Source organism: Bradyrhizobium paxllaeri (assembly GCF_001693515.2).
Taxonomy (GTDB): Bacteria; Pseudomonadota; Alphaproteobacteria; order Rhizobiales; family Xanthobacteraceae; genus Bradyrhizobium; species Bradyrhizobium paxllaeri.
This window is the reverse complement of the sequence record NZ_CP042968.1, coordinates 4402019-4421499: the sequence shown is the minus strand read 5'-3', so window position 1 is coordinate 4421499 and position 19481 is coordinate 4402019. Positions and strand designations below refer to the sequence as shown.

At 65.2% G+C, this 19481-nt stretch carries 15 protein-coding genes; 6 read left to right on the top strand and 9 right to left on the bottom strand.

The features are described from left to right. Window positions 1-69: 69 nt before the first annotated feature. Together LMTR21_RS21135 and LMTR21_RS21130 are read left to right on the top strand one after the other, a co-directional pair. Window positions 70-855, top strand: a complete 786-nt coding sequence (locus tag LMTR21_RS21135; protein ID WP_065755507.1) for a DUF502 domain-containing protein — start codon at window positions 70-72, stop codon at window positions 853-855. 130 nt (window positions 856-985) lie between these two features. Then, window positions 986-1969, top strand: coding sequence for a dihydrodipicolinate synthase family protein (locus LMTR21_RS21130; RefSeq protein ID WP_065755508.1), 984 nt, complete (start codon window positions 986-988; stop codon window positions 1967-1969). Here LMTR21_RS21130 and recG read toward each other — a convergent pair. From recG to LMTR21_RS21115, 3 genes are all read right to left on the bottom strand, one after another. Then, window positions 1921-4029, bottom strand: a complete 2109-nt coding sequence (gene recG / locus LMTR21_RS21125; protein WP_065755509.1) for an ATP-dependent DNA helicase RecG — start codon at window positions 4027-4029, stop codon at window positions 1921-1923. The genes LMTR21_RS21130 and recG overlap by 49 nt on opposite strands. A gap of 84 nt (window positions 4030-4113) precedes the next feature. Continuing rightward, window positions 4114-4737, bottom strand: coding sequence for a peptide chain release factor H (gene prfH, locus LMTR21_RS21120; RefSeq protein ID WP_065755510.1), 624 nt, complete (start codon window positions 4735-4737; stop codon window positions 4114-4116). After that, window positions 4734-5927, bottom strand: coding sequence for an RNA ligase RtcB family protein (locus tag LMTR21_RS21115; protein ID WP_065755511.1), 1194 nt, complete (start codon window positions 5925-5927; stop codon window positions 4734-4736). Before LMTR21_RS21115 ends, prfH begins: the two co-directional genes overlap by 4 nt. Window positions 5928-6393: 466 nt before the next feature. Between LMTR21_RS21115 and LMTR21_RS21110 the strand changes: the two genes are divergently transcribed. Together LMTR21_RS21110 and mfd are read left to right on the top strand one after the other, a co-directional pair. Further along, complete coding sequence (locus LMTR21_RS21110; RefSeq protein WP_065755512.1) at window positions 6394-6684, top strand: FAD assembly factor SdhE; 291 nt, start codon at window positions 6394-6396, stop codon at window positions 6682-6684. Next, the gene (gene mfd, locus LMTR21_RS21105) at window positions 6681-10199 is read left to right on the top strand and encodes a transcription-repair coupling factor (RefSeq protein WP_065755513.1); all 3519 of its coding nucleotides are present in this window, start codon (window positions 6681-6683) and stop codon (window positions 10197-10199) included. The genes LMTR21_RS21110 and mfd overlap by 4 nt, the downstream gene beginning before the upstream one ends. 132 nt (window positions 10200-10331) lie before the next feature. On the opposite strand, the gene LMTR21_RS21100 is transcribed toward mfd, so the two are convergent. The 3 genes from LMTR21_RS21100 to LMTR21_RS21090 form a co-directional block, all read right to left on the bottom strand. After that, window positions 10332-11582, bottom strand: a complete 1251-nt coding sequence (locus LMTR21_RS21100; protein WP_065755514.1) for a PleD family two-component system response regulator — start codon at window positions 11580-11582, stop codon at window positions 10332-10334. A gap of 81 nt (window positions 11583-11663) precedes the next feature. Further along, window positions 11664-13169, bottom strand: coding sequence for an AMP-binding protein (locus LMTR21_RS21095; protein ID WP_065755515.1), 1506 nt, complete (start codon window positions 13167-13169; stop codon window positions 11664-11666). Between the two features lie 91 nt (window positions 13170-13260). Beyond that, window positions 13261-15078: an extracellular solute-binding protein gene (locus LMTR21_RS21090; protein WP_065755516.1), complete on the bottom strand. Its 1818-nt coding sequence runs from the start codon at window positions 15076-15078 to the stop codon at window positions 13261-13263. A 262-nt stretch (window positions 15079-15340) separates the two neighbouring features. On the opposite strand from LMTR21_RS21090, the gene LMTR21_RS21085 reads away from it, so the two are divergent. Next, complete coding sequence (locus LMTR21_RS21085) at window positions 15341-16117, top strand: invasion associated locus B family protein (RefSeq protein ID WP_065755517.1); 777 nt, start codon at window positions 15341-15343, stop codon at window positions 16115-16117. A gap of 116 nt (window positions 16118-16233) precedes the next feature. Here the strand turns inward: LMTR21_RS21085 and LMTR21_RS21080 are convergent, their stop codons facing one another. Then, window positions 16234-16548 (bottom strand): hypothetical protein, encoded by a 315-nt coding sequence (locus LMTR21_RS21080; protein ID WP_065755518.1) that lies wholly within the window; start codon window positions 16546-16548, stop codon window positions 16234-16236. 48 nt (window positions 16549-16596) lie between these two features. Continuing rightward, on the bottom strand, window positions 16597-16929 hold the full coding sequence (hspQ, locus tag LMTR21_RS21075; RefSeq protein WP_027537766.1) for a heat shock protein HspQ: 333 nt from the start codon (window positions 16927-16929) through the stop codon (window positions 16597-16599). Between the two features lie 123 nt (window positions 16930-17052). Here hspQ and LMTR21_RS21070 point away from each other — a divergent pair, with 123 nt between their 5' ends. Then, the gene (locus tag LMTR21_RS21070; RefSeq protein WP_065755519.1) at window positions 17053-18006 is read left to right on the top strand and encodes an AEC family transporter; all 954 of its coding nucleotides are present in this window, start codon (window positions 17053-17055) and stop codon (window positions 18004-18006) included. A 195-nt stretch (window positions 18007-18201) separates the two neighbouring features. Here the strand turns inward: LMTR21_RS21070 and LMTR21_RS21065 are convergent, their stop codons facing one another. Next, window positions 18202-19392: a UbiH/UbiF family hydroxylase gene (locus LMTR21_RS21065; protein ID WP_065755520.1), complete on the bottom strand. Its 1191-nt coding sequence runs from the start codon at window positions 19390-19392 to the stop codon at window positions 18202-18204. Window positions 19393-19481 lie beyond the last annotated feature (89 nt).

The window sequence follows — 19481 nt, the reverse complement described above, 5'->3', positions numbered from 1 at the left end:
CCGGGTCTTCAAAAACCTGCTAGGATGGCTTAGCTGGCATAGGCCGGCTTGCCCTGATCTGGAACCACGATGAACCGCGAAGAACTGCCCCCGACCGCGCCTCCGGAGGAACCCCTTCTGGAAGAGCATCACGCCGGGCTGGTCGCCCGTTTCCGGAACTATTTCCTGACCGGACTGATTGTCGCAGGGCCGGTCGCCATCACCCTGTATCTGACCTGGTGGTTCGTGAACTGGGTGGACAACCTGGTCCGCCCGTTCGTGCCGACGGCCTACCGGCCGGAAACCTATCTGCCGTTCGGATTGCCGGGCTCCGGGCTGATCGTCGCGGTGTTTGCGCTGACGATGCTGGGTTTCCTCACCGCCAATTTGATCGGACGGACGCTGGTTGATCTTGGCGAACGGCTGCTCGGCCGCATGCCGGTGGTGCGCGCGATCTATCGCGGCCTGAAGCAGGTGTTCGAGACGCTGTTCTCCGGCAAGGGTTCGAGCTTCCGGAAGGTCGGCCTGGTCGAATTTCCCTCGCCCGGCATGTGGTCGATCGTCCTGATCTCGCAGTCGCCGAGCGCGAATGTCGCGAGCCAGCTTCCCGGCCAGGAGGAGCACATCTCGGTGTTCCTGCCCTGCGCGCCGAACCCGACCACGGGTTTCTTCTTCTACGTGCCAAAGAGCAAGATCATCGAAGTCGACATGAGCACCGAGGACGCCGCAACCCTGATCATGTCGGCCGGCGTGGTGCAGCCCGGCTCCGACCCGCAGAAGCGCAACGCCGCGCTGGCCGGCATGGCGAATGCGGCACGCGTGGCGAATTCAGCAGCCGCACTGCAGCCAGCTCCCGCAAAGGTGAAGGTGGAGTGATTTGAGCCGCCATTCCGGGGCGCATCGAAGATGCGAACCCGGAATCTCGAGATTCCGGGTCTGCGCTTCGCGCATCCCGGAATGACGACAATCCTTGCATCGAAAATCCTCGAATGCTCCTAGGCCGAACATGACCAAGAAGATCGAAGGCATCATTCCCGTGATGATCACGCCGTTCACCGAAAGCGGCGGGATTGACTATCCCGGCCTCGGCCGGCTGGTGGAATGGTACATCGACAATGGTTCGGACGCGCTGTTTGCGGTCTGCCAGTCCAGCGAAATGCAGTTTCTCACGCTTGACGAACGCGTCGAACTCGCCGCTTTCGTCAGACAAGCCGCCGCCCGCCGCGTGCCGGTGATTGCCTCCGGCCACATCAGCGAAAGCCTGGACGATCAGCTCACTGAACTGACCGCGATTGCCGCAACCGGCGTCGACGGTATGGTGCTCGTCACCAACCGTCTCGACGCCAGGCAGGAAGGCGGGACGAAGTTCATCGACGACCTGACCTGGCTGCTCGACCGGCTGCCGAAGCACATTCCGCTCGGCCTCTATGAGTGCCCGGCGCCCTATCGGCGTCTGCTCAGCGACGACGAACTGAAATTCTGCGCGAATAGCGGCCGCTTCGTCATTCTCAAGGATGTCTCCTGCGACCTCGAAACGGTCAAGCGTCGCGTGGCGTTGACGAAGGGCACGCCGCTTGCCATCGTCAACGCCAATGCGGCGATCGCCTTCGATGCGATGAAAGCGGGCTCACGCGGCTTCACCGGCGTGTTCACGAACTTCCATCCCGATCTCTACCAGTGGATGATGACCGAGCACGCCAGCCATCCGGCGCTGGCGGACGAGCTTTCGGTTTTTCTCGCGCTGTCGGCGATGGCCGAACCGATGGGCTATCCGAAGCTGGCAAAACTCTACCACCAGCGTCTCGGTACATTCGAGTGCACCGACAGCCGTGCCGTCACCTACGATGTCCACGAGAAATTCTGGGCGCTGGAGGATCTGCTCGACAAGATCGTCGAGGGCACCGAACTCTACCGGGGCCGCATTGCCGACGCCGCGGCGCGTCATCCCGCGCCGATCAGCGGCACGGCTTCATCGCGCTCATACAGGTAGAGCAGGCAGCGCAGCGCCTCGCCGCGCTCGCCCTTGAGTTTCGGATTGTCCTTCATGATCCGCAGCGCCTCGTCGCGCGCCTGCGTGATCAATTGGGCGTGCACGTCGGAGCGGGCGATGCGATAGCCGGGCAGGCCGCTCTGGCGGATGCCGAGCACGTCGCCTTCGCCGCGCAGCTTCAAATCCTCCTCGGCGATCCGGAAGCCGTCGGTGGTCTCGCGGATCACCTTCAGCCGCGCCTTCGACATCTCGCCGAGCGGCTCCTTGTAGAGCAGCAGACAGGTCGACGCCTCCGACCCGCGCCCGATCCGGCCGCGCAACTGGTGCAATTGCGCGAGCCCAAAACGCTCGGCGTTCTCGATCACCATGATGGTCGCGGCCGGGACGTCGACGCCGACCTCGACCACCGTGGTCGCCACCAAGAGCCCGATCTCGTGCGCGGCGAACTGCGCCATCACGCGGTCTTTCTCCGTGCCCTTCATCTGCCCATGGACGAGACCGACCTTGTCGCCAAAACGCTTCTGCAGCTTCTCGAAGCGCTCGGTGGCGTTGGTGAGATGTTCAGTGCCTTCGGCCTCGGATTCCTCGACCAGCGGACAGATCCAGTAGACCAGCTTGCCGGCCTTGAGCGCGCGGCCAACCGCGTCGACGACCTCGTCGAGGCGGCTGGCCGGAACCGCGCGGGTTTCGATCGGCTGCCGGCCGGCGGGCTTCTCGCGCAACTCGGATACATCCATGTCGCCAAAGTATGTCAGCACCAGCGTGCGCGGGATCGGCGTCGCGCTCAGCACCAGCACGTCGACGGCTTCGCCCTTGTTGGTGAGCGCAAGGCGTTCGCGGACGCCGAAACGGTGCTGTTCGTCGACCACCGCCAGCGCCAGCGCCTTGAAGATCACGTCGTCCTGGATCAGCGCGTGCGTGCCGACCAGAAAATCGATCTCGCCGGCTTCGAGCTGCGCCAAAATCTCGCGCCGCTCCTTGCCCTTCTCGCGACCGGTCAGGATGGCGACCCGCAAGCCCGCGCGTTCGGCCAGCGGGGCGATGGTCTTGATATGCTGGCGGGCGAGAATTTCGGTCGGCGCCATCAGCGCGGCCTGCTTGCCGGCCTCGGTGACAGCGGCGGCGGCGAGCAGCGCCACCACCGTCTTGCCGGAGCCGACATCGCCTTGCAGCAGACGCAGCATCCGCACCGGTTGGAGCAAATCCGCGGTGATGGCGGCGACCGCCTCGCGCTGTGACGCCGTCAGCGCGTAGGGCAGGGCGTCGATGATCCTGTGGCGCAGATGGCCGTCGCCGGCATTGCGGTCGCCGGCCGGACGCCGGAGTTGCGCGCGCACCAGCGCCAGCGCCAGTTGGCCGGCCAAGAGTTCGTCGAAGGCGAGCCGTGACCAGAACGGGCCATCAGGCAAAATGTCGGTGAGTTCGACCGGCACGTGCACGCGATTGAGCGCCTCGCGGATTGGCGGAAAGCTGCAGCGGCGGATCACTTCCGGGCTGATCCATTCGGGAAGCTCGGGGGCCTTCTGCAGCGCCTGCGCGATCGCGCGGCGTAGCGAACCCAGCGCGAGGCCTTGGGTCAGCGGATAGACCGGATCGATGCCGCTGAGTTTCGAGAATGCCGCCTCATCGACGACACGGTCGGGATGCACGATCTGCGGGATGCCGTCATACATCTGCAGCGTGCCCGACACGTAGCGCTTCTCGCCGACCGGCAGCAGCTTCTCGACATAGCCGGGCTTGGCGCGGAAGAATGTCAGCACGACGTCGCCGGTATCGTCAGAGGCATAGACAAGGTAGGGCGCGCGGGAATTGCGCGGCGGAGGCGGGCGGTGGCGATCCACGGTGACCTCCAGCGTCACCACGGTTCCCTGTGCCGCCTCGCGGATCTTCGGCCGCGCCCGGCGGTCGATCACGCTGGCCGGCAGATGCAGCAGCAGATCGACCAGCCGCGGCGTCTCATCGCGGCCAAGCAGGTAGCGCAACAGCTTGTCCTGCTTCGGCCCGACGCCGGGAAGGCTCGTGACCGGTGCAAACAAGGAATTGAGCAAAGTGGGACGCATTGCAGAAGCCTAAGACCGTTTCGTGCCGTCATGCGCGGGATTGCGCGGAACGTCCACGGCTTTTTTCCGGCCAGGGGCAACGATCTATGCCGTCTTGAAGGCCATGCCCTTGAACCGCTTCACCGCCCGCCCGCGTTCCAGCCGATCATGCGCTGCATGCGCATCGTTCCGCGCGGTGATCGCTTCGAGTTCGCCCTGCAGCCGGAGTAGCGCCGCAATCCGCTCCAGGGCCAGCGCCTTGTTGCGGTGCTGCGAGCGTTCCTCCCGCGCCACGACAGAAAGCCCGCTGGCGATGTGGGTGGCGCGCACGGCGCTCTCGGTCTTGTTCTGATGCTGGCCGCCGGGACCTCCGGCCCGGAAGGCTTCGAAGTGGACATCCTGCGCTGCCAGCGCCTTCGGGGCTTCCGGCGGTGCCGGAAGCTCGACGACGCCGATGAACCAGTTCTTGCGCTTGTGATGCGGCCGGACCGGGCTTTGCGCCACCCATTGGATCGCACCGATCCATGGCCGCGCGAACGTGGCCGCGGCCTCGCCGTGGATCACGACGATGGCCGAGCCCGGACCATGCTTGTCGGGGCTCGGGCCTTCTACGCAGTCGGTTTCAAGCCCTAGCGCAGCAGCTTCGGCCACGAGCGTTGCAATGGCTTTCCGGACCGCGATCTGGCATTCCGCCGGACCGCGTCCGCTGGTGAAGAGAAGCCGGATCATCGGCGATCCTCCTTCCAGGATTTCTCCCGTCGGGAGGCACCGGCCGCGACACTGGACTGCGCCTTCTTGAACGTCACCAGCGGACGGAACGTCGCCACTACGCGTGCGAGGCCGAACTCGACGAGATCGGCGATGACGCGTTCGATGTTCTTGTAGGCCTCCGGCGCCTCTTCCGCGAGCAGGCCGCGATCGCCGCAGACGACGATGCCGCCATAGGGATTGCGCTCGAGCCGTGCGACGTCCGACTTTTTGACCCGGACGCGGCCGTGCATGGAGGCGCGATCGTATTTGCGGCCGGCACCGTGGGCGAGGGAAGCGAGCGCATCGGTTTGCATCGCCGCCAGCGGCTCCACGAGATACGACAACGTCCCGCGCGATCCCGGCACCGGCACCAGCCCGCGGTCGGAAGCCGCCGCGCCCTTTCGATGCAGCGCCATTACGTTGCCGCCTGCGTCGGCCTGACGCTCGACCATGTTGTGCGCCAGATCGTTGACAAGACGCAGGTCCGCTCGCGCCGCGGCCGCAGCGCGTTCAGCGATGATGCGGCGGTTGAGCCTGGCCCACTGTACGGCGTGGTCATGCGCATCCATGTAGGCGCTGCCGGCTTCACTCGCGGGGGCAAGCGCTACCTGCCCATTCCCCATCTCTCGCTCCAGGATCGAGAAGCCGAGGCCCCGCGAACCGGAATGGACCAGGACATAGGCATGGTCGCGGTCGAGCCCGGCCTCTGCGGCGGTGGCAGGCTCGAGGATTTCCTCGATCGCCTGGAATTCGCAGAAGTGGTTGCCGCCGCCAATGCTGCCGAGCGACGCATCGAACGCGGTAGTGTGAAGGCTGGCGTCAGCCAGAACGCTGCTTGTATCGCCGTCCCATGGCCGATCGAGCGCGTGCAAGCGCCCGGCCAGTTGATCGAGCCGCAGCTTGCGCGCGGCGACATCAAGCTGAAACAGCCCCATGCCGCAGCCGATGTCGGAGCCGACAAGTTGCGGGTGAATGTGATCCGACAGAACGGCGCAGCCTACGGGACCGTATTTGCCGGGATGAAGGTCCGGCATCGCGGCGACCGCGCGGACGCCGGGCAATCCGGCGACCTGTTGGAGTTGCAGTGTAGCATTGCCCTCGATCCAGGATTTGGACGAGGCGAAGACGTGGATCGGCGCGCAGCCGTCCACTTTGGGAGAAGTGCCCATTGAAAAACTTTCAGGAGATCTGAGAATCGTCGACGCGCGCTGGCGCAACTATCGTTGGCTCTAAACGCGCGAGTTCCCAAGCGGCACGGCTAACGCACGCGCGCTTAGGCGATGCCCTCGACGGGGCGGCGAGACATCAACGTCATCGAGCCTTCTCCCTGATGATCGTGCCAAAATCGGCACCGATCGCGGGCAGACACATAACGGCGAAATGCAAAAGCTGCAACCCCCGCGGCTACGAGGAGAAGGCGCAGCCAAAACTCCTGCCGTCATGCCCGGGCTTGTCTCGGGCATCCACGTCTTTTGCTCAATGTGGAAGCGAGACCTGGATGGCCGGGACAAGCCCGGCCATGACGAGCATTTGTGGAGGCAATGCAGACAACAAGGGCTGACATCGGCGGTCCCGAACGCTATATCAACCCCGCCCGGCACGTCCGGGCTTTTGGCGTTCGGATGGGACAGGGAAATGACGGGTACGACACGATCGAGCGGTGGCCTGGATGACCGCCGCAAGCGGCTTTTGTTTCGCTGCTGGCATCGCGGTACCCGCGAAATGGACCTCATCCTCGGACGCTTTGCGGATGCCGAGATAGCTGACATGCGCGATGACGAACTGACCGAGCTGGAACGCCTGATCGAGGTGCCCGATCCCGATCTCTATGCCGCGCTGATCGGCGACACGCCGCTCGATCCGGAATATGCGACCGCGCTGTTCGAGCGCATCAAGGCGTTTCGCGCCGTGGATCACGACGCATGAAGGCGCCCGTCAAATCGCCCGCCGCGCTGCTGGCTCCGGGCCGCGCGCTGACCTTTGCCAATGTCGCCGAAGGCGCCGAGGGGCTGGTCGTCTCGGACCTCGCCCGTGCGGTGGCGGCGCGGCCGAAACCACCGGCGGTCAGCCTTGCCGTGGTCTGCCGCGATGGCCCGCGCATGCAGCAACTGGCGCGGGCGCTGGAGTTCTTCGCGCCCGATCTGCCGGTGATGCAGTTTCCGGCCTGGGATTGCCAGCCCTATGACCGGGTGTCGCCGCATGGCGGCATCCTGGCGCAGCGCCTGACTACGCTGGCGCGGCTGTCGCGCCTGCAGGGCAGCGACAAGCCGCTGATCGTGCTCACCACCGTCAACGCCATCGTGCAGCGCGTGCCGGCGCGCGAGGTGGTGGCGGCGCAGGCGCTGTCGGTTGCGCCCGGCCATGTCGTGCCGATGGATTCCATCGTCGCCTGGCTGGAGCACAATGGCTACAACCGCTCCTCGACCGTGCGTGAGCCCGGCGAGTATGCCGTGCGCGGCGGCATCCTCGACCTTTTTCCGGCCGGGCTCGACCAGCCGGTGCGGTTCGATTTCTTCGGTGACAGCCTGGAATCGATCCGCACGTTCGATGCCGAAACGCAACGGACGCTGCTCGACATGCGTGCGCTCGATCTGGTGCCGATCTCCGAATTCCAGCTCGTCACCGAGACCATCCGGCGCTTCCGCATGGGCTATGTTGCGACCTTCGGCGCGCCGCAGCGCGACGATCCGCTCTATGAAGCCGTCAGCGAAGGTCGCCGCCATCCCGGCATGGAGCATTGGCTGCCGCTGTTCCAGGAGCGGATGGATACGCTGTTTGACTATCTCGACGGCGCGCCGGTTGCGATCGAGCCGCAGAGCGAGGACGCCGCGCGCGAGCGCTTCAAGCAGATCCAGGATTATTACGAGGCCAGGCGCGAGGCGCTGGAGCATCCGGGGTCAGGCGCGATCTACAAGCCGTTGCCGCCGGACCGGCTCTATCTGACGGAAACGGAATGGACGACGCGGCTGAGCGAGGCCGCAGTGGCACGGCTGACGCCGTTTGCGGTGCCTGAGGGCACCAGCGACATGTTCGACGCCGGCGCGCGGCAGGGCCGCAGCTTCACCCCCGAGCGCGCCGACACGACCGTCAACGTGTTCGAAGCCGTGGTGGCCCATGTGCTGGCGCTGCAGGTGCAGCGCAAGAAGGTGGTGATCGCGCTGTGGAGCGAAGGCTCGCGCGACCGCATGGCCAGCATGCTCAGGGATCACAAGCTTGCCAATATCACCAGCGTCAACGCCTGGCGCACGGTGCAGGCAACGCCGCGCAACGAGGCCATGCTGGCAGTCGTCGGCATGGAAAGCGGTTTCGAGACCGACGAATTCGCCGTCATCACCGAACAGGACATCCTCGGCGACCGCCTGGTCCGCCAGCGCAAATCGAGCCGCAAGCTCGACAACTTCATCTCCGAGGTCACGAGCCTTTCGACCGGCGACCTCGTTGTGCATGTCGAGCACGGCATCGGCCGCTTTGTCGGGTTGCAGACGATCGAGGTCGGCGGCGCGCCGCATGACTGTCTCGAACTGCATTATGCCGCGGAAACGAAGCTGTTCCTGCCGGTCGAGAACATCGAGCTGTTGTCGCGCTACGGGTCCGAGCAGACCGGTGTGGAGCTGGACCGGCTGGGTGGTGGCGGCTGGCAGGCGCGCAAGGCCAAGCTGAAGAACCGCATCCGCGAGATTGCCGGCGAACTGATCAAGATCGCGGCCGAGCGGCAGTTGCATGAAGCGCCGAAAATGCCGGTGCAGCCGCATGTCTATGACGAGTTCTGTGCGCGCTTCCCCTATGAGGAGACTGAGGATCAGCTTGGCGCCATCACGTCCACACTGAAGGACCTCGAAAGCGGCCGCCCCATGGACCGGCTGATCTGCGGTGACGTCGGTTTTGGCAAGACCGAAGTGGCGTTGCGCGCGGCGTTCGCGGTGGCGCTCGATGGCAAGCAGGTTGCGGTGGTGGTGCCGACCACGCTGCTGGCGCGGCAGCACAGCAGGAATTTCGCCGAACGCTTCAGAGGGTTTCCGGTCAATGTCGCGCAGGCCTCGCGCCTGATCCCGGCGAAAGAGCTGACGCAGACCAAGAAGGGGCTCGCCGAAGGCAACGTCGACATCGTGATCGGCACCCATGCGCTGCTCGGCAAGGCGATCAAGTTTCGCGACCTCGGCCTTTTGATCGTCGACGAGGAGCAGCATTTTGGCGTGAGCCACAAGGAGCGGCTGAAGCAGTTGCGGGCGCAGGTGCATGTGCTGACATTGAGCGCCACCCCGATCCCGCGTACGCTGCAGCTGGCGCTGACCGGCGTGCGCGACCTCTCGATCATCGCCTCGCCCCCGGTCGACCGTCTCGCGGTACGCACCTTCGTGGCGCCGCATGATCCGCTGATGATCCGCGAGGCGCTATTGCGTGAACGCTACCGCGGCGGCCAGGCGTTCTACGTGGTGCCTCGGATCGAGGACCTCGCCAGCGTCAAGGACTTTCTCGACAAGAATGTGCCGGAGATGAAAGTCGCGGTCGCCCACGGCCAGATGCCGCCGACCGTGATCGAGGACATCATGTCGGCGTTCTATGACGGCAAGTACGACATCCTGCTCTCGACCACGATTGTCGAGTCCGGCCTCGACATCCCGAACGCCAATACGCTGATCGTGCACCGCGCCGACATGTTCGGCCTGGCGCAGCTCTATCAGTTGCGCGGCCGGGTAGGGCGCTCGAAATTGCGGGCATATGCGCTGTTCACGCTGCCGGCGCAGCAGAAGATTACGGCTCAAGCGGAGCGCCGCTTGAAAGTGCTGCAGTCGCTGGAAACGCTGGGAGCCGGCTTCCAGCTTGCGTCGCATGACCTTGATATCCGCGGCGCCGGCAATCTGCTCGGCGAGGAGCAGTCCGGTCACATCAAGGAAGTTGGCTTCGAGCTCTATCAATCGATGCTGGAGGAAGCGATCCTCAATCTCAAGGCCGGCGTGGCGGAGCCGGCCGCCGACCGCTGGTCACCGCAGATCACCATCGGCATGCCGGTGCTGATCCCCGAGGATTACGTCAACGACCTCGCGGTACGGCTGTCGCTGTACCGGCGGCTCGCCGATCTCGACACCGACGAGGAGATCGACAATTTCGCCGCCGAGATGCGCGATCGTTTCGGCGTGCTTCCGGACGAAGTCCGCTATCTCTTCAAGGTCGCGGCGATCAAGGCCTATTGCCGCAGAGCCAATGTCGAGAAGGTCGATGCCGGGCCGAAGGGCGCGGTGATCTCGTTCCGCGACAACAGCTTTGCCCAGCCGGATCGCCTGGTCTCCTTCATCCGCCAGCACGGCCAGGCCGCGAAGGTGCGTCCGGACATGAAGGTGGTGTTCCTGCAGGTATGGAAGACACCGGAAGAGCGGCTGATGGGCACGACCGAGATCCTGCGGCAGCTCGCCAATCTCGCCGAGAGCAAGAAGGCCGCGTAGGCGGGCGCGGCGCGCGGGCTCTCTCCGTCATTGCGAGCGAAGCGAAGCAATCCATCTTGCCGCATGTGCGGAGCCGTGGATTGCTTCGTCGCTTTGCTCCTCGCAATGACGGGGATAGATGGGGGGCTCTCTCTACGACGCCGCGCGCTGTGCGCCTTCGTGCAGCCGCGACCGCAGCGACTTCGCGGAATCGTTCGGCAGCAGCGTTGCGACCGTCACTGAAGGCTCCGACCGGGCGTCGCGCTGGCCGTGGCTGGTATGGCGCATCACGCTCGACAGCCGCCGGGCGACGGCATGGGCCGTCTTCAGGTCGGCCTCGGCGAACACCACGACCACCGAGCCGTCGCCTTGTGCGGCGCCAAAATCCATTCGCCGCATCAGGCGGCTGATGATCCGCGCGCCGTCGAATTGCGCGCGGGGATGATCGGGATCGAACGCAAAGCGCGCGACCGATAATCCGCCGCCGCGCTGCTGGGTCTGGTAGATGGCGCTGGCAAAGTCGCGCTCGAAGGCTTCCGCCGTGAGCAGCCCGGTCCGCGCGTCGATCAGGCCGTCGGCGTCGATGGCCTTCAGCGTGCGGCTCAGATGCGCTTCGAAGGCGTGCTGGCGGATCAGCGGCAGCACGATCGTTGCCACCTCGGCGGCATCGCCGGAAACGATCTCGAGATTCGGCAGATCGTAAGCCGGCGCCAGATCGCCTGCGGTCACGACGACGGGGAGATTGCGGAAACGGGCATCCTCCGTCAGCACGGTGAGGAAGGCATCGACGACGCGCAGGCTGAATCCTTCGCCGAGCACGATGCCGTCAATGTCCCTGGCGTTGAGGTGCTTCGCAGCCGCCTCGATCGAGAGCGCGCCGACCACGCCGCTGCGCTCGCCAAGCGCGACCGACAGTGCGGGATAGGCGCCGCCGCGGCCGATCAGCAGCACGGTAGCGTCACGCGCCGGATCGATCTGCGACAGCGTCATCGGCGCCGCCGGCACCAACCGGCGCATCACCGTCGCATGCAACGCCCGCACGCGCAGCGCGGCACGCACGCGGGCCATCAGCCGGTCGGGGCCGGCTTGTTGGACCTGACTTTGAAGGACTTGGCTCTGAAAGAAGGGAATGACGTTGTCGGGATAGGCCGTCTGCGGGTCCACCGCGATCAACGGCAGATAGGGCTGGCGCGCCGCGACCCGCGCGGCGAGGCCCGCCAGTCCGGCTGCATCGGCGTCGGAAGCTGCGGCCAGCACGGCGGCTGGCTGCACCTGCTCGACCGCGCGCGACGCATCCGCCCATCCGGTCTCGACCACGGGAAACAGTCCTGCGCCATCGAGCGTGGCGGCAAAAGATGGTCGGCTCGCGCTGGATACGACGAGGATCGGACCTTGCTGGGACATCTGAGAACTCGGACAAAGCGCGCAATAGGGAGCCGCGATCCTAGTTCGCGGCGCTTAATGCGGCGTCAACGATCGCCTTCCTCAGGCGGCGTTGCTCCGATCCCGAAATGCCTCAACCATCAACGGGTTAAGGCCAAGTTCTGTCAGCGCGTCGCGGGCGCGTGCGTTGTCGAGGGCGCGCCCCGCCAGCCGGTGGCCGCTGATGCGGTCCGGCAAGGCGGTCAGGAGCGCGCCCTGGCCGAGCCGGCGTGCCCACTCCTGCAGGTCCTGCGCCAGGAAGCGGTAGCCGCCGACGGCCATGACGCCGGACGGCGGCGCCGTGATGTGGACCGCGCCCGTGACGCGGTCCAGCCGCGCCGCATAATCCGTGTCGACATAGTCGCGCGGCGGTGTGGCGATCAGGGAGTCGCTCGGCGACGGAGGCGGAGCGTAAGCCGCAACCGGCACCATCGGGCCGCGCAATCCCAAAGTGCCACGCGGCGTCACGAGGATGTCGCCCGCAATCGAAGATCCCGGCAAATCGCGCGGCGCGCCGTGCGGGCCGGGCTTGATCAGGGCCGGCGCGCCATCCTCTGCGATCCGGCGGGCGCCGAACAATCCGGCCTCGCCGAACAGATAGACATCCGTCAGCGTCGCCTGTTGCGCAGACCAGCCCGCGCTGGAGCCGACCTGTTCCGGCGTGCGCCACAGGCCGATGACATTGCGCAGGCTCGGCATCCGCGCGGCGAGGTCCAACTCGTCCAGCCGCAGCGCCAGTTGGGCAGGCGCAACCAGCGTATCGCAGGCCTGCTCGTTGATCTGCTGCTCCAGCACCTCGTCGTCGAAGGGGTGGTGCAGCACCAGCGTCCCACCCGATAGCAGCCAGATCGCCAGCGACGAGGCGAGGCCGGCAAACGACATTGGCGAGAACGCCGACAGGATGGTGGCGCCCTGCGGCACGTCGCTTTCGAGCGACATGGAAAGCCCGCCCGCGATCAGGCCGAGATGGGCGCGCGGGACCGGCCGGAAACCGTCCGCGGTGACGTCGAAGGAAATCAGCGCCGCCTTGCGGCCGTCCTGGATCACGGCGCGCGTGGTCGGGGATTCCCGGAATATGGCGTTGTCGAGCGAGGCCATGCCTTCCGGCAGGTCGCTGCCGAAGCCGCAGACATGGCGGATCGAGAACGCTTCGGCGGCGGCGTTCATGGCGAGATCCGAATAGATCACGCCGTCGATCTTGCCCGAGGTCACGATCGCCCGCGCTGCGGTGCGGTTGAGCGCCATGGTCAGTTCCGACTGCCGCCAGAGCAGCGGCAGCACCGCGACGACGAGGCCGGCGCGGTAGGCTGCGAGCACCGTGAGCGCGAATTCGATGGTGTTCGGCAGTTGAACCGCGATCACCGAATTGGACGGCAAGCCGGACTCGATGAAGTGCGCGGCCAGCGACGAGATCATGCGGTCGGCCTGCGCGAAGGTAAGACGCTTCGGCGGCTGGCCGGTGATGCGCGCCTTGTTGGGGGGATCGACCAGCGCCAGCGCGTCCGGCTGCCGTGCCAGGTTTCGTTTGAATAGCGTATCGAGCGTCGGCGAAGCGGTCGGCTGGGTCACGGCGTTACTTCGGTTCTATCACGAGGGTTGCGTCGGTTGGGCGAGTTACTCGGCAGGTTACTCAGGCAAGCTACTTGGGTACGCAACTAAATCACTTCGCTTCCGGCTTCTGCCACCAGGTTTCCGGCAGATAGCCCGTCAACGCGATCGCCACAGGTTGTTCTACCCGATTCCAGCGCGCGATCCATTGCTCCTGCACGTTAAACACCGGAATTGCGTAGAAGCCCGAGATCAGAACGCGATCGAGCGCCCGCACCGCGGAGATGAAGGCCGGCCGCTCGCGCGCCTCGAGCAGCGCCGCGATCAGGGCGTCGATGGCCGGCTCCTTGGCTCCCATGTAATTCCGCGTACCGGGAATGTCGGCGGCCTCACTGCCCCAGTAGAACGATTGCTCGTTGCCGGGGGAGAGCGATTGATCCCAGCGGTTCTGCAGCATGTCGAACTCGTAGCCGAGCCGGCGCTGGTCGAACTGCACAGGGTCGACGGCGCGCACGCTGACCTCGATGCCGGCGCGCTTGAGGTCGCGCTGATAGGCCAGCGCGATCCGCTCCTGATCGCGTGTCGTGACCAGGATTTCGAAGGTAAGCGGCGCCCGGGTCGAACGCTGCCGCAGCACGGCTCCATCGAGATCATAGCCGGCCTCCGACAGCAAGTTCAGCGCCTGGCGCAACGTGGTGCGATCGCGGCCCGATCCGTCGGTGACGGGCAGTCGGTACGTGCCGTCGAGAATATCGGGACGGATGCGCTCGGCGAACGGTTTCAAGAGGTCGCGCTCGCGCGCGTCGGCGGGCCGGGCGTAGGCGGAGAGCTCGGATCCTGCGAAGAAGCCCGGCGATCGGGCATAGAGCCCGAAAAAGTAGTTGCGGTTGATCCACTCGAAATCGAACAGCAGCGTCAGCGCCTGCCGCACGCGGATGTCTGAAAACACCGGCCGCCGCGTGTTGAACACCAGGAATTCCGCCGGCTGCGGCATTCCGGTCTTGATGGTGTCGCGGATCACCTCGCCGTTGCGGACCGCCGGAAAGTCGTAGCCCTCGTGCCAGCGCAGCGGTTCGTGCTCGACGCGAAAATCGTAGAGGCCGCGCTTGAACGCCTCAAACAGACCGTTGGATTCGCGGTAAAAATCGAGCCTGATCTCGTCGAAGTTCCATAGGCCCCGATTTACAGGCAGGTCGCGGCCCCAATAGTCGGGATTGCGGGTCAGCGTGACGCTGGCCCCCGGCTTGACTGATGTGACGCGATAGGGACCGGAACCGACCGGCCCGGTCATCGTGGTTTCCTCGAACGTGGCGGGATCGACGGCATGCCGGGGCAGGACCGGCATCAGACCGAGGATCAGCGGCAGCTCGCGGTCATTGGTGCCGCCGAAATCGAAGCGCACCGTGAGCGGGTCGAGCGCTTCGGCCTTTGCGACCTTGGAATAATACTGGCGGTGATTGGGGCGGCCCTTGTCGCGCAGCAAGGCCCATGAAAACAGCACGTCCTCTGCCGTGACCGGTTTGCCGTCGGCGAAGCGCGCCTTGGGGTCGAGGCGGAAGGTGACATAGCTGCGTGCGTCGTCGGTCTCGACGCTCCTGGCCAGCAGGCCATAGAGCGTGAAAGCCTCATCATTGCCGCGTGCCAACAGGCTCTCGACCACAAAGCCCCTGATTTGCTGAACCGCGATGCCGCGGACGATCAGGGGATTGAGACTGTCAAAAGTTCCAAGGACGCCCCAGACCAGCCGGCCGCCCTTCGGCGCATCCGGATTGGCATAGGGCATGTGGGTGAAACCGGCGGGCAAAGCGGGCGTACCGTGCATCGCCAGCGCGTGGGTTTCGGCCGCCATCGCACCGCTGAGCGGCGTTACACCCAGCGCGAGGGTGATACAGGCCAATACACGCAGAGGGATACGCCTAAAGGCTGTCATCGGTGGCCAGCAATTTGATTCGAAAATGCACACCGAAAAGCTTTACCATAGGCTTTGGCCCCCGCATGCGGGGAACACCAAAGATGCTTGTCGGCATTGATCTTTTCGGCTGCCGCTGTATTGAAGGCGGGCAGTTGATGCCAGCGGGAACGCCTGTCACGTATCCGCCTCAATTGCCAACGAGATAGCCGCCTCAGCGCGGGTAGAGGTGTCGGCGTCTGCAGCGGTTTCGGGCGCTCCGGTTCAGAAAGGGTTTTCCGCAATGAATTTCCGTATCTTGGCCGGGTCGGTCCGGCCGCGTGGGCAGATCCTGGCCCTGTTGGCGGCCTCGGCACTGTCGGCAACGTTGATCGCGTCGGCTGCGCACGCGCAGGCACCGGCGCCTGGCGCTCCGAAGGCGGCCCCGAAGGCCGCTCCCAAAGGTCCCGCGCCCGCCCCGCAGGCCCCTGCGGCTGGCGCCCCTGCCGCCGCTGCCCCCCAGCCGCAGGAACAGCAGGTCCAGCTGATCTATGCGCCCTGGACCAAGTTCTGCCTCAAGGGTCAGGAAGCCGGCGCCAAGCAGGTTTGCTTCACCGGCAAGGACGGTCGCATCGAGTCGGGCCAGCCCGTGATCGCCGCCGTCATCATCGAGCCGGAAGGCGAGCCCAAAAAGCTCCTGCGCGTGACGCTGCCGCTCGGCATGCAGCTCGTCCACGGAACCCGGATCATCGTCGACAGCAATGCGCCGCTGCAGGGCCCCTACGTCATCTGCTTCCAGAACGGCTGCATGTCCGACTACGAGGCGACCCCTGAGCTGATCGCCAGCCTGAAGAAGGGCCAGAATCTCGTTGTTCAGGCGATCAATTCCAACGGCGCGCCGCTGACGTTGCCGCTGCCGCTCGCGGGCGAATTCGCCAAGGCCTATGACGGTCCGCCGACCGATCCGAAGCAGTTCGAGGAAAACCAGAAGAAGCTGCAGGAAGAGCTGCAGAAGCGGGCTGAAGAGCAGCGCAAGAAGCTGGAAGGGGCCCAGGGTGGTGCCAATCCGGCGACGAAGTAACAGTCGCACCATTCGACAAAACAAAAGGCGCCCCAACAGGGCGCCTTTTTTGTTTGGGCAGCGATTCCTCGGTAGACTGGGTAATAGCTTGAGCCACTGCGCATGTCGCGCTGGACTCAAATGGCCGGATAAACCTGCACGCCCTGTTCGTACACTGTCGCATCATGCAGCGGAAACACGTGGTGCCCGCAGTGTTCGCTGAACACGGCTACCGAGCGCAACTCGGTTGAAACGACGGCGAAAGCCCAGCGCAGCTCGACGAACGATCCGTCCATCAGCTCAACCCGACAGTTACCGGAAGGATACGCCATGAAGCGCGTCGGTTGGGCCCGGAAATCTTCCTCCCGCACGCCAAAACGCGCAGCCAGCATCGGAGCCCAGTCCTGCTCCAGTTGTTCGGCCAGGCGGGGTACGGGGTATTTTCCTGTCATGCTTGTCCGCGACGGACCCATGGCCTTGTGTTGGCCGATGACGGCGCGCTAGTTCAGCGACGGATTGCGCGGGCGATAGCCGCCGGATTTGTCTTTCACGAAAATCTCGGCCACCTGCGAATGCCGGATCGGCTCGCCGGAATCGTCCGGCAGCAGATTCTGCTCCGAGACATAGGCGACGTATTCGGACTCCGAATTTTCCGCGAGCAGGTGATAGAACGGCTGATCCTTGTGAGGCCGAACCTCCTCGGGGATCGACAACCACCATTCCTCGGTATTGTTGAATTCCGGATCGATGTCGAAAATCACGCCCCGGAATGAGAACACCCGGTGGCGGACGATCTGCCCGATCTGAAATTTGGCGGTGCGCGCTTTGATCATGTCCCGTCGAATAGACCATGATTGTGGCCGATGCTAGGGGCAATAGAACGAGTTAACCTTTACGTGTAGTGGCCATTTCCGGCGCCATCCTCCCGAAATCACTGACAAAAAGACGCTTCCGAGATGGTCGATATCCTCAACCTTGCGCTCCCCTATTTTGGATTGATTTTTATCGGCTTCGCCTGCGGCAAGACCCGGGGGCTGCCGGAATCGGGTCTTAGCTGGATGAACTTTTTCCTGCTCTACGTCTCGCTGCCGGCGCTGCTGTTCCGGATCATGTCGGAGACGCCGTTTTCCGAACTGGCCAACCCGCCATTCCTGATCGCAACCACGCTGGCGACCATCAGCGCCTTCGTGCTTGCGATGGTGGCTGGCCGGATCATCGGTGAGCTGTCGTTGCGCAAGGCCACCATGGCGGGGCTTGCCGGCGCTTACGGCAATATCGGCTATATGGGCCCCGGACTGGCGCTGGCGGTACTTGGCGCCAAGGCGGCGGCGCCGACCGCGCTGATCTTCTGCTGCGACAGCATTTTCCTGTTCACGATCGTGCCGCTGCTGATGGCGCTGACCGATCGCGACCATCCGTCGTTTCTGCATGCGATTGGCGTCGCCGCGCGGCAGATCGTGCTCAATCCGCTGATCATGTCGGCGGCGGCGGGCGCGCTCACCGCGGCGTTGCACATTCGGCTACCGGTCGCCATCGACAGGACGCTGCTGTTTCTGCAGAACGCCGCCGCGCCGACGGCGCTGTTTGTGCTGGGGGTAACCGTGGCGCTGCGGCCGTTCGATCGTGTGCCCTGGGAGGTGCCCGGCGTGATCGCGATCAAGCTCCTGATCCATCCGCTGATCGTGTTCGGCCTGATGCTGCTGTTCGGCCCGTTCGCGCAGCCCTGGGCCGCGACCGCCGTCCTGATGGCTGCGCTGCCGCCGGCGCTGAACGTGTTCGTGATGGCCCGGCAGAACAACACCTGGATCGAGCCGGCGTCCGTCGCCGTCCTGATCGGGACCTTCGCCTCCGTGGTCACGCTGACCAGCGTGATGTGGTTTATCCAGAGCGGACGGCTGGTGTTTCCGTAAGGCGTGGCGCGGAGATGCAAAAACGCGAAAACAACCCCATGCAAAGTAGACAAACATAGCCCGCATGAGCCAACGGGTCGCGCGAATGCGCGCCCGGCGACGAGCGCAATTGCGCTCGCGGAGTGATGACAGGTTCCGCGATATGCGGGACCGGTCCCCGGGGTCGCTTCGCTCGCCCGGGCTACGGCAGTATGGTCAGCCGACGCGCTTCCAGGTCGGCGCCAGTCCCTCGCGCATGGCGAGCCGCCGCAACGGCCCGAACGAGCCGAGCAGATGCATGCCCGCTGCACGGAGCGATTGCATGGGCAGGAAATCGCTCAGCAGCGAGCGGTTGGCGACGTCGATCGCAATCAGCCGGCTCGCGACATCGGCACGGCGGGCGGACTGATAACGCGCCAGCACGGCGGGCGATCCCGGATCCTCGCCACGCGAGAGCGCATCGCCGGCGATGTCGGCGACATCGGCCGCGTCGCGCAATCCCATGTTGAGGCCCTGGGCTCCGATCGGTGGCACCACATGGGCTGACTCACCGACCAGCGCGACGCGATGGCTGGCGAATTGCTCGGGACGCTCGATCGTCAGCGGAAACAGGTTGCGTCCGGCTTCGACTTCGACGCGGCCGAGAATGGAGTGCGACTGTTTTTCCGCGGCCTCCGATAGTTCGCCGTCGCTGAGCGACATCAGCCGCTCGGCTTCCCGGGTTGCGGCAACCCACACCACGCTGCAGCGGTTGCCGGGCAGGGGCACGAATACGCACGGGCCCTGCGCGGTATGAAACTCGGTGGAAATGCCGTTGTGCGGCCGCGAATGGGAGATGTTGAAGGTCAGCGCCGACTGGCGCAGGTCGCGGCGGCTGATCGCGATGCCGGCTGCCTCGCGGGAGGGAGATTGCCGGCCGTCCGCGCCGATCACCAGCCGCGCGGCGAGCTGGCTGCCTTTGCCGGTGCTGACAGTAACGAGCGCATCCTGCGGGGCGATCGTGACAGCCTCATCGTCAAATCGGGTCAGGTTCGAAAGTTCTGCGGCGCGTTCTTCCAGGGCAACCATTAACGATCTGTTGTCGATGTTGTAGCCGAATTGCTCGAGACCAATCTCGTCCGAGCTGAAGCGCACCTCCGGCGCCCGGATCAGCCGGCCGGTATCGTCGACGAGGCGCATCGTCCTAAGGGCAGCCGCCTTGTCGCGGCAGCGCGGCCAGACGTCGAGCCGCTCCAGCAGATCGGTGGATGCTCCCAGGAGTGCCGTCGTGCGGTTGTCGGCATAGGGCACGCGGCGGGCGAGCAGGGCTATCCTTGCGCCGGTTGCTGCCAGCGCGACGGCGGCGGTCAATCCAGCCGGCCCACCGCCGATCACGGCGGCGTCATAAACTTGAGATGCGTCGTTCATATCAGGACAATTGACGTTCGGGCCGGCATTTTCAAGCCATCAACCGGCCGAAATGTTTCCGCCCAATCGCGCGGCGGAACGCCGCAAGC

Coding starts and splice junctions, on each gene's coding strand:
- LMTR21_RS21135 (WP_065755507.1), top strand. CDS start 70: ATGAACCGCGAAGAACTGCCCCCGACCGCGCCTCCGGAGGAACCCCTT.
- LMTR21_RS21130 (WP_065755508.1), top strand. CDS start 986: ATGACCAAGAAGATCGAAGGCATCATTCCCGTGATGATCACGCCGTTC.
- recG (WP_065755509.1), bottom strand. CDS start 4,029: ATGCGTCCCACTTTGCTCAATTCCTTGTTTGCACCGGTCACGAGCCTT.
- prfH (WP_065755510.1), bottom strand. CDS start 4,737: ATGATCCGGCTTCTCTTCACCAGCGGACGCGGTCCGGCGGAATGCCAG.
- LMTR21_RS21115 (WP_065755511.1), bottom strand. CDS start 5,927: ATGGGCACTTCTCCCAAAGTGGACGGCTGCGCGCCGATCCACGTCTTC.
- LMTR21_RS21110 (WP_065755512.1), top strand. CDS start 6,394: ATGACGGGTACGACACGATCGAGCGGTGGCCTGGATGACCGCCGCAAG.
- mfd (WP_065755513.1), top strand. CDS start 6,681: ATGAAGGCGCCCGTCAAATCGCCCGCCGCGCTGCTGGCTCCGGGCCGC.
- LMTR21_RS21100 (WP_065755514.1), bottom strand. CDS start 11,582: ATGTCCCAGCAAGGTCCGATCCTCGTCGTATCCAGCGCGAGCCGACCA.
- LMTR21_RS21090 (WP_065755516.1), bottom strand. CDS start 15,078: ATGACAGCCTTTAGGCGTATCCCTCTGCGTGTATTGGCCTGTATCACC.
- LMTR21_RS21085 (WP_065755517.1), top strand. CDS start 15,341: ATGAATTTCCGTATCTTGGCCGGGTCGGTCCGGCCGCGTGGGCAGATC.
- LMTR21_RS21080 (WP_065755518.1), bottom strand. CDS start 16,548: ATGACAGGAAAATACCCCGTACCCCGCCTGGCCGAACAACTGGAGCAG.
- hspQ (WP_027537766.1), bottom strand. CDS start 16,929: ATGATCAAAGCGCGCACCGCCAAATTTCAGATCGGGCAGATCGTCCGC.
- LMTR21_RS21070 (WP_065755519.1), top strand. CDS start 17,053: ATGGTCGATATCCTCAACCTTGCGCTCCCCTATTTTGGATTGATTTTT.
- LMTR21_RS21065 (WP_065755520.1), bottom strand. CDS start 19,392: ATGAACGACGCATCTCAAGTTTATGACGCCGCCGTGATCGGCGGTGGG.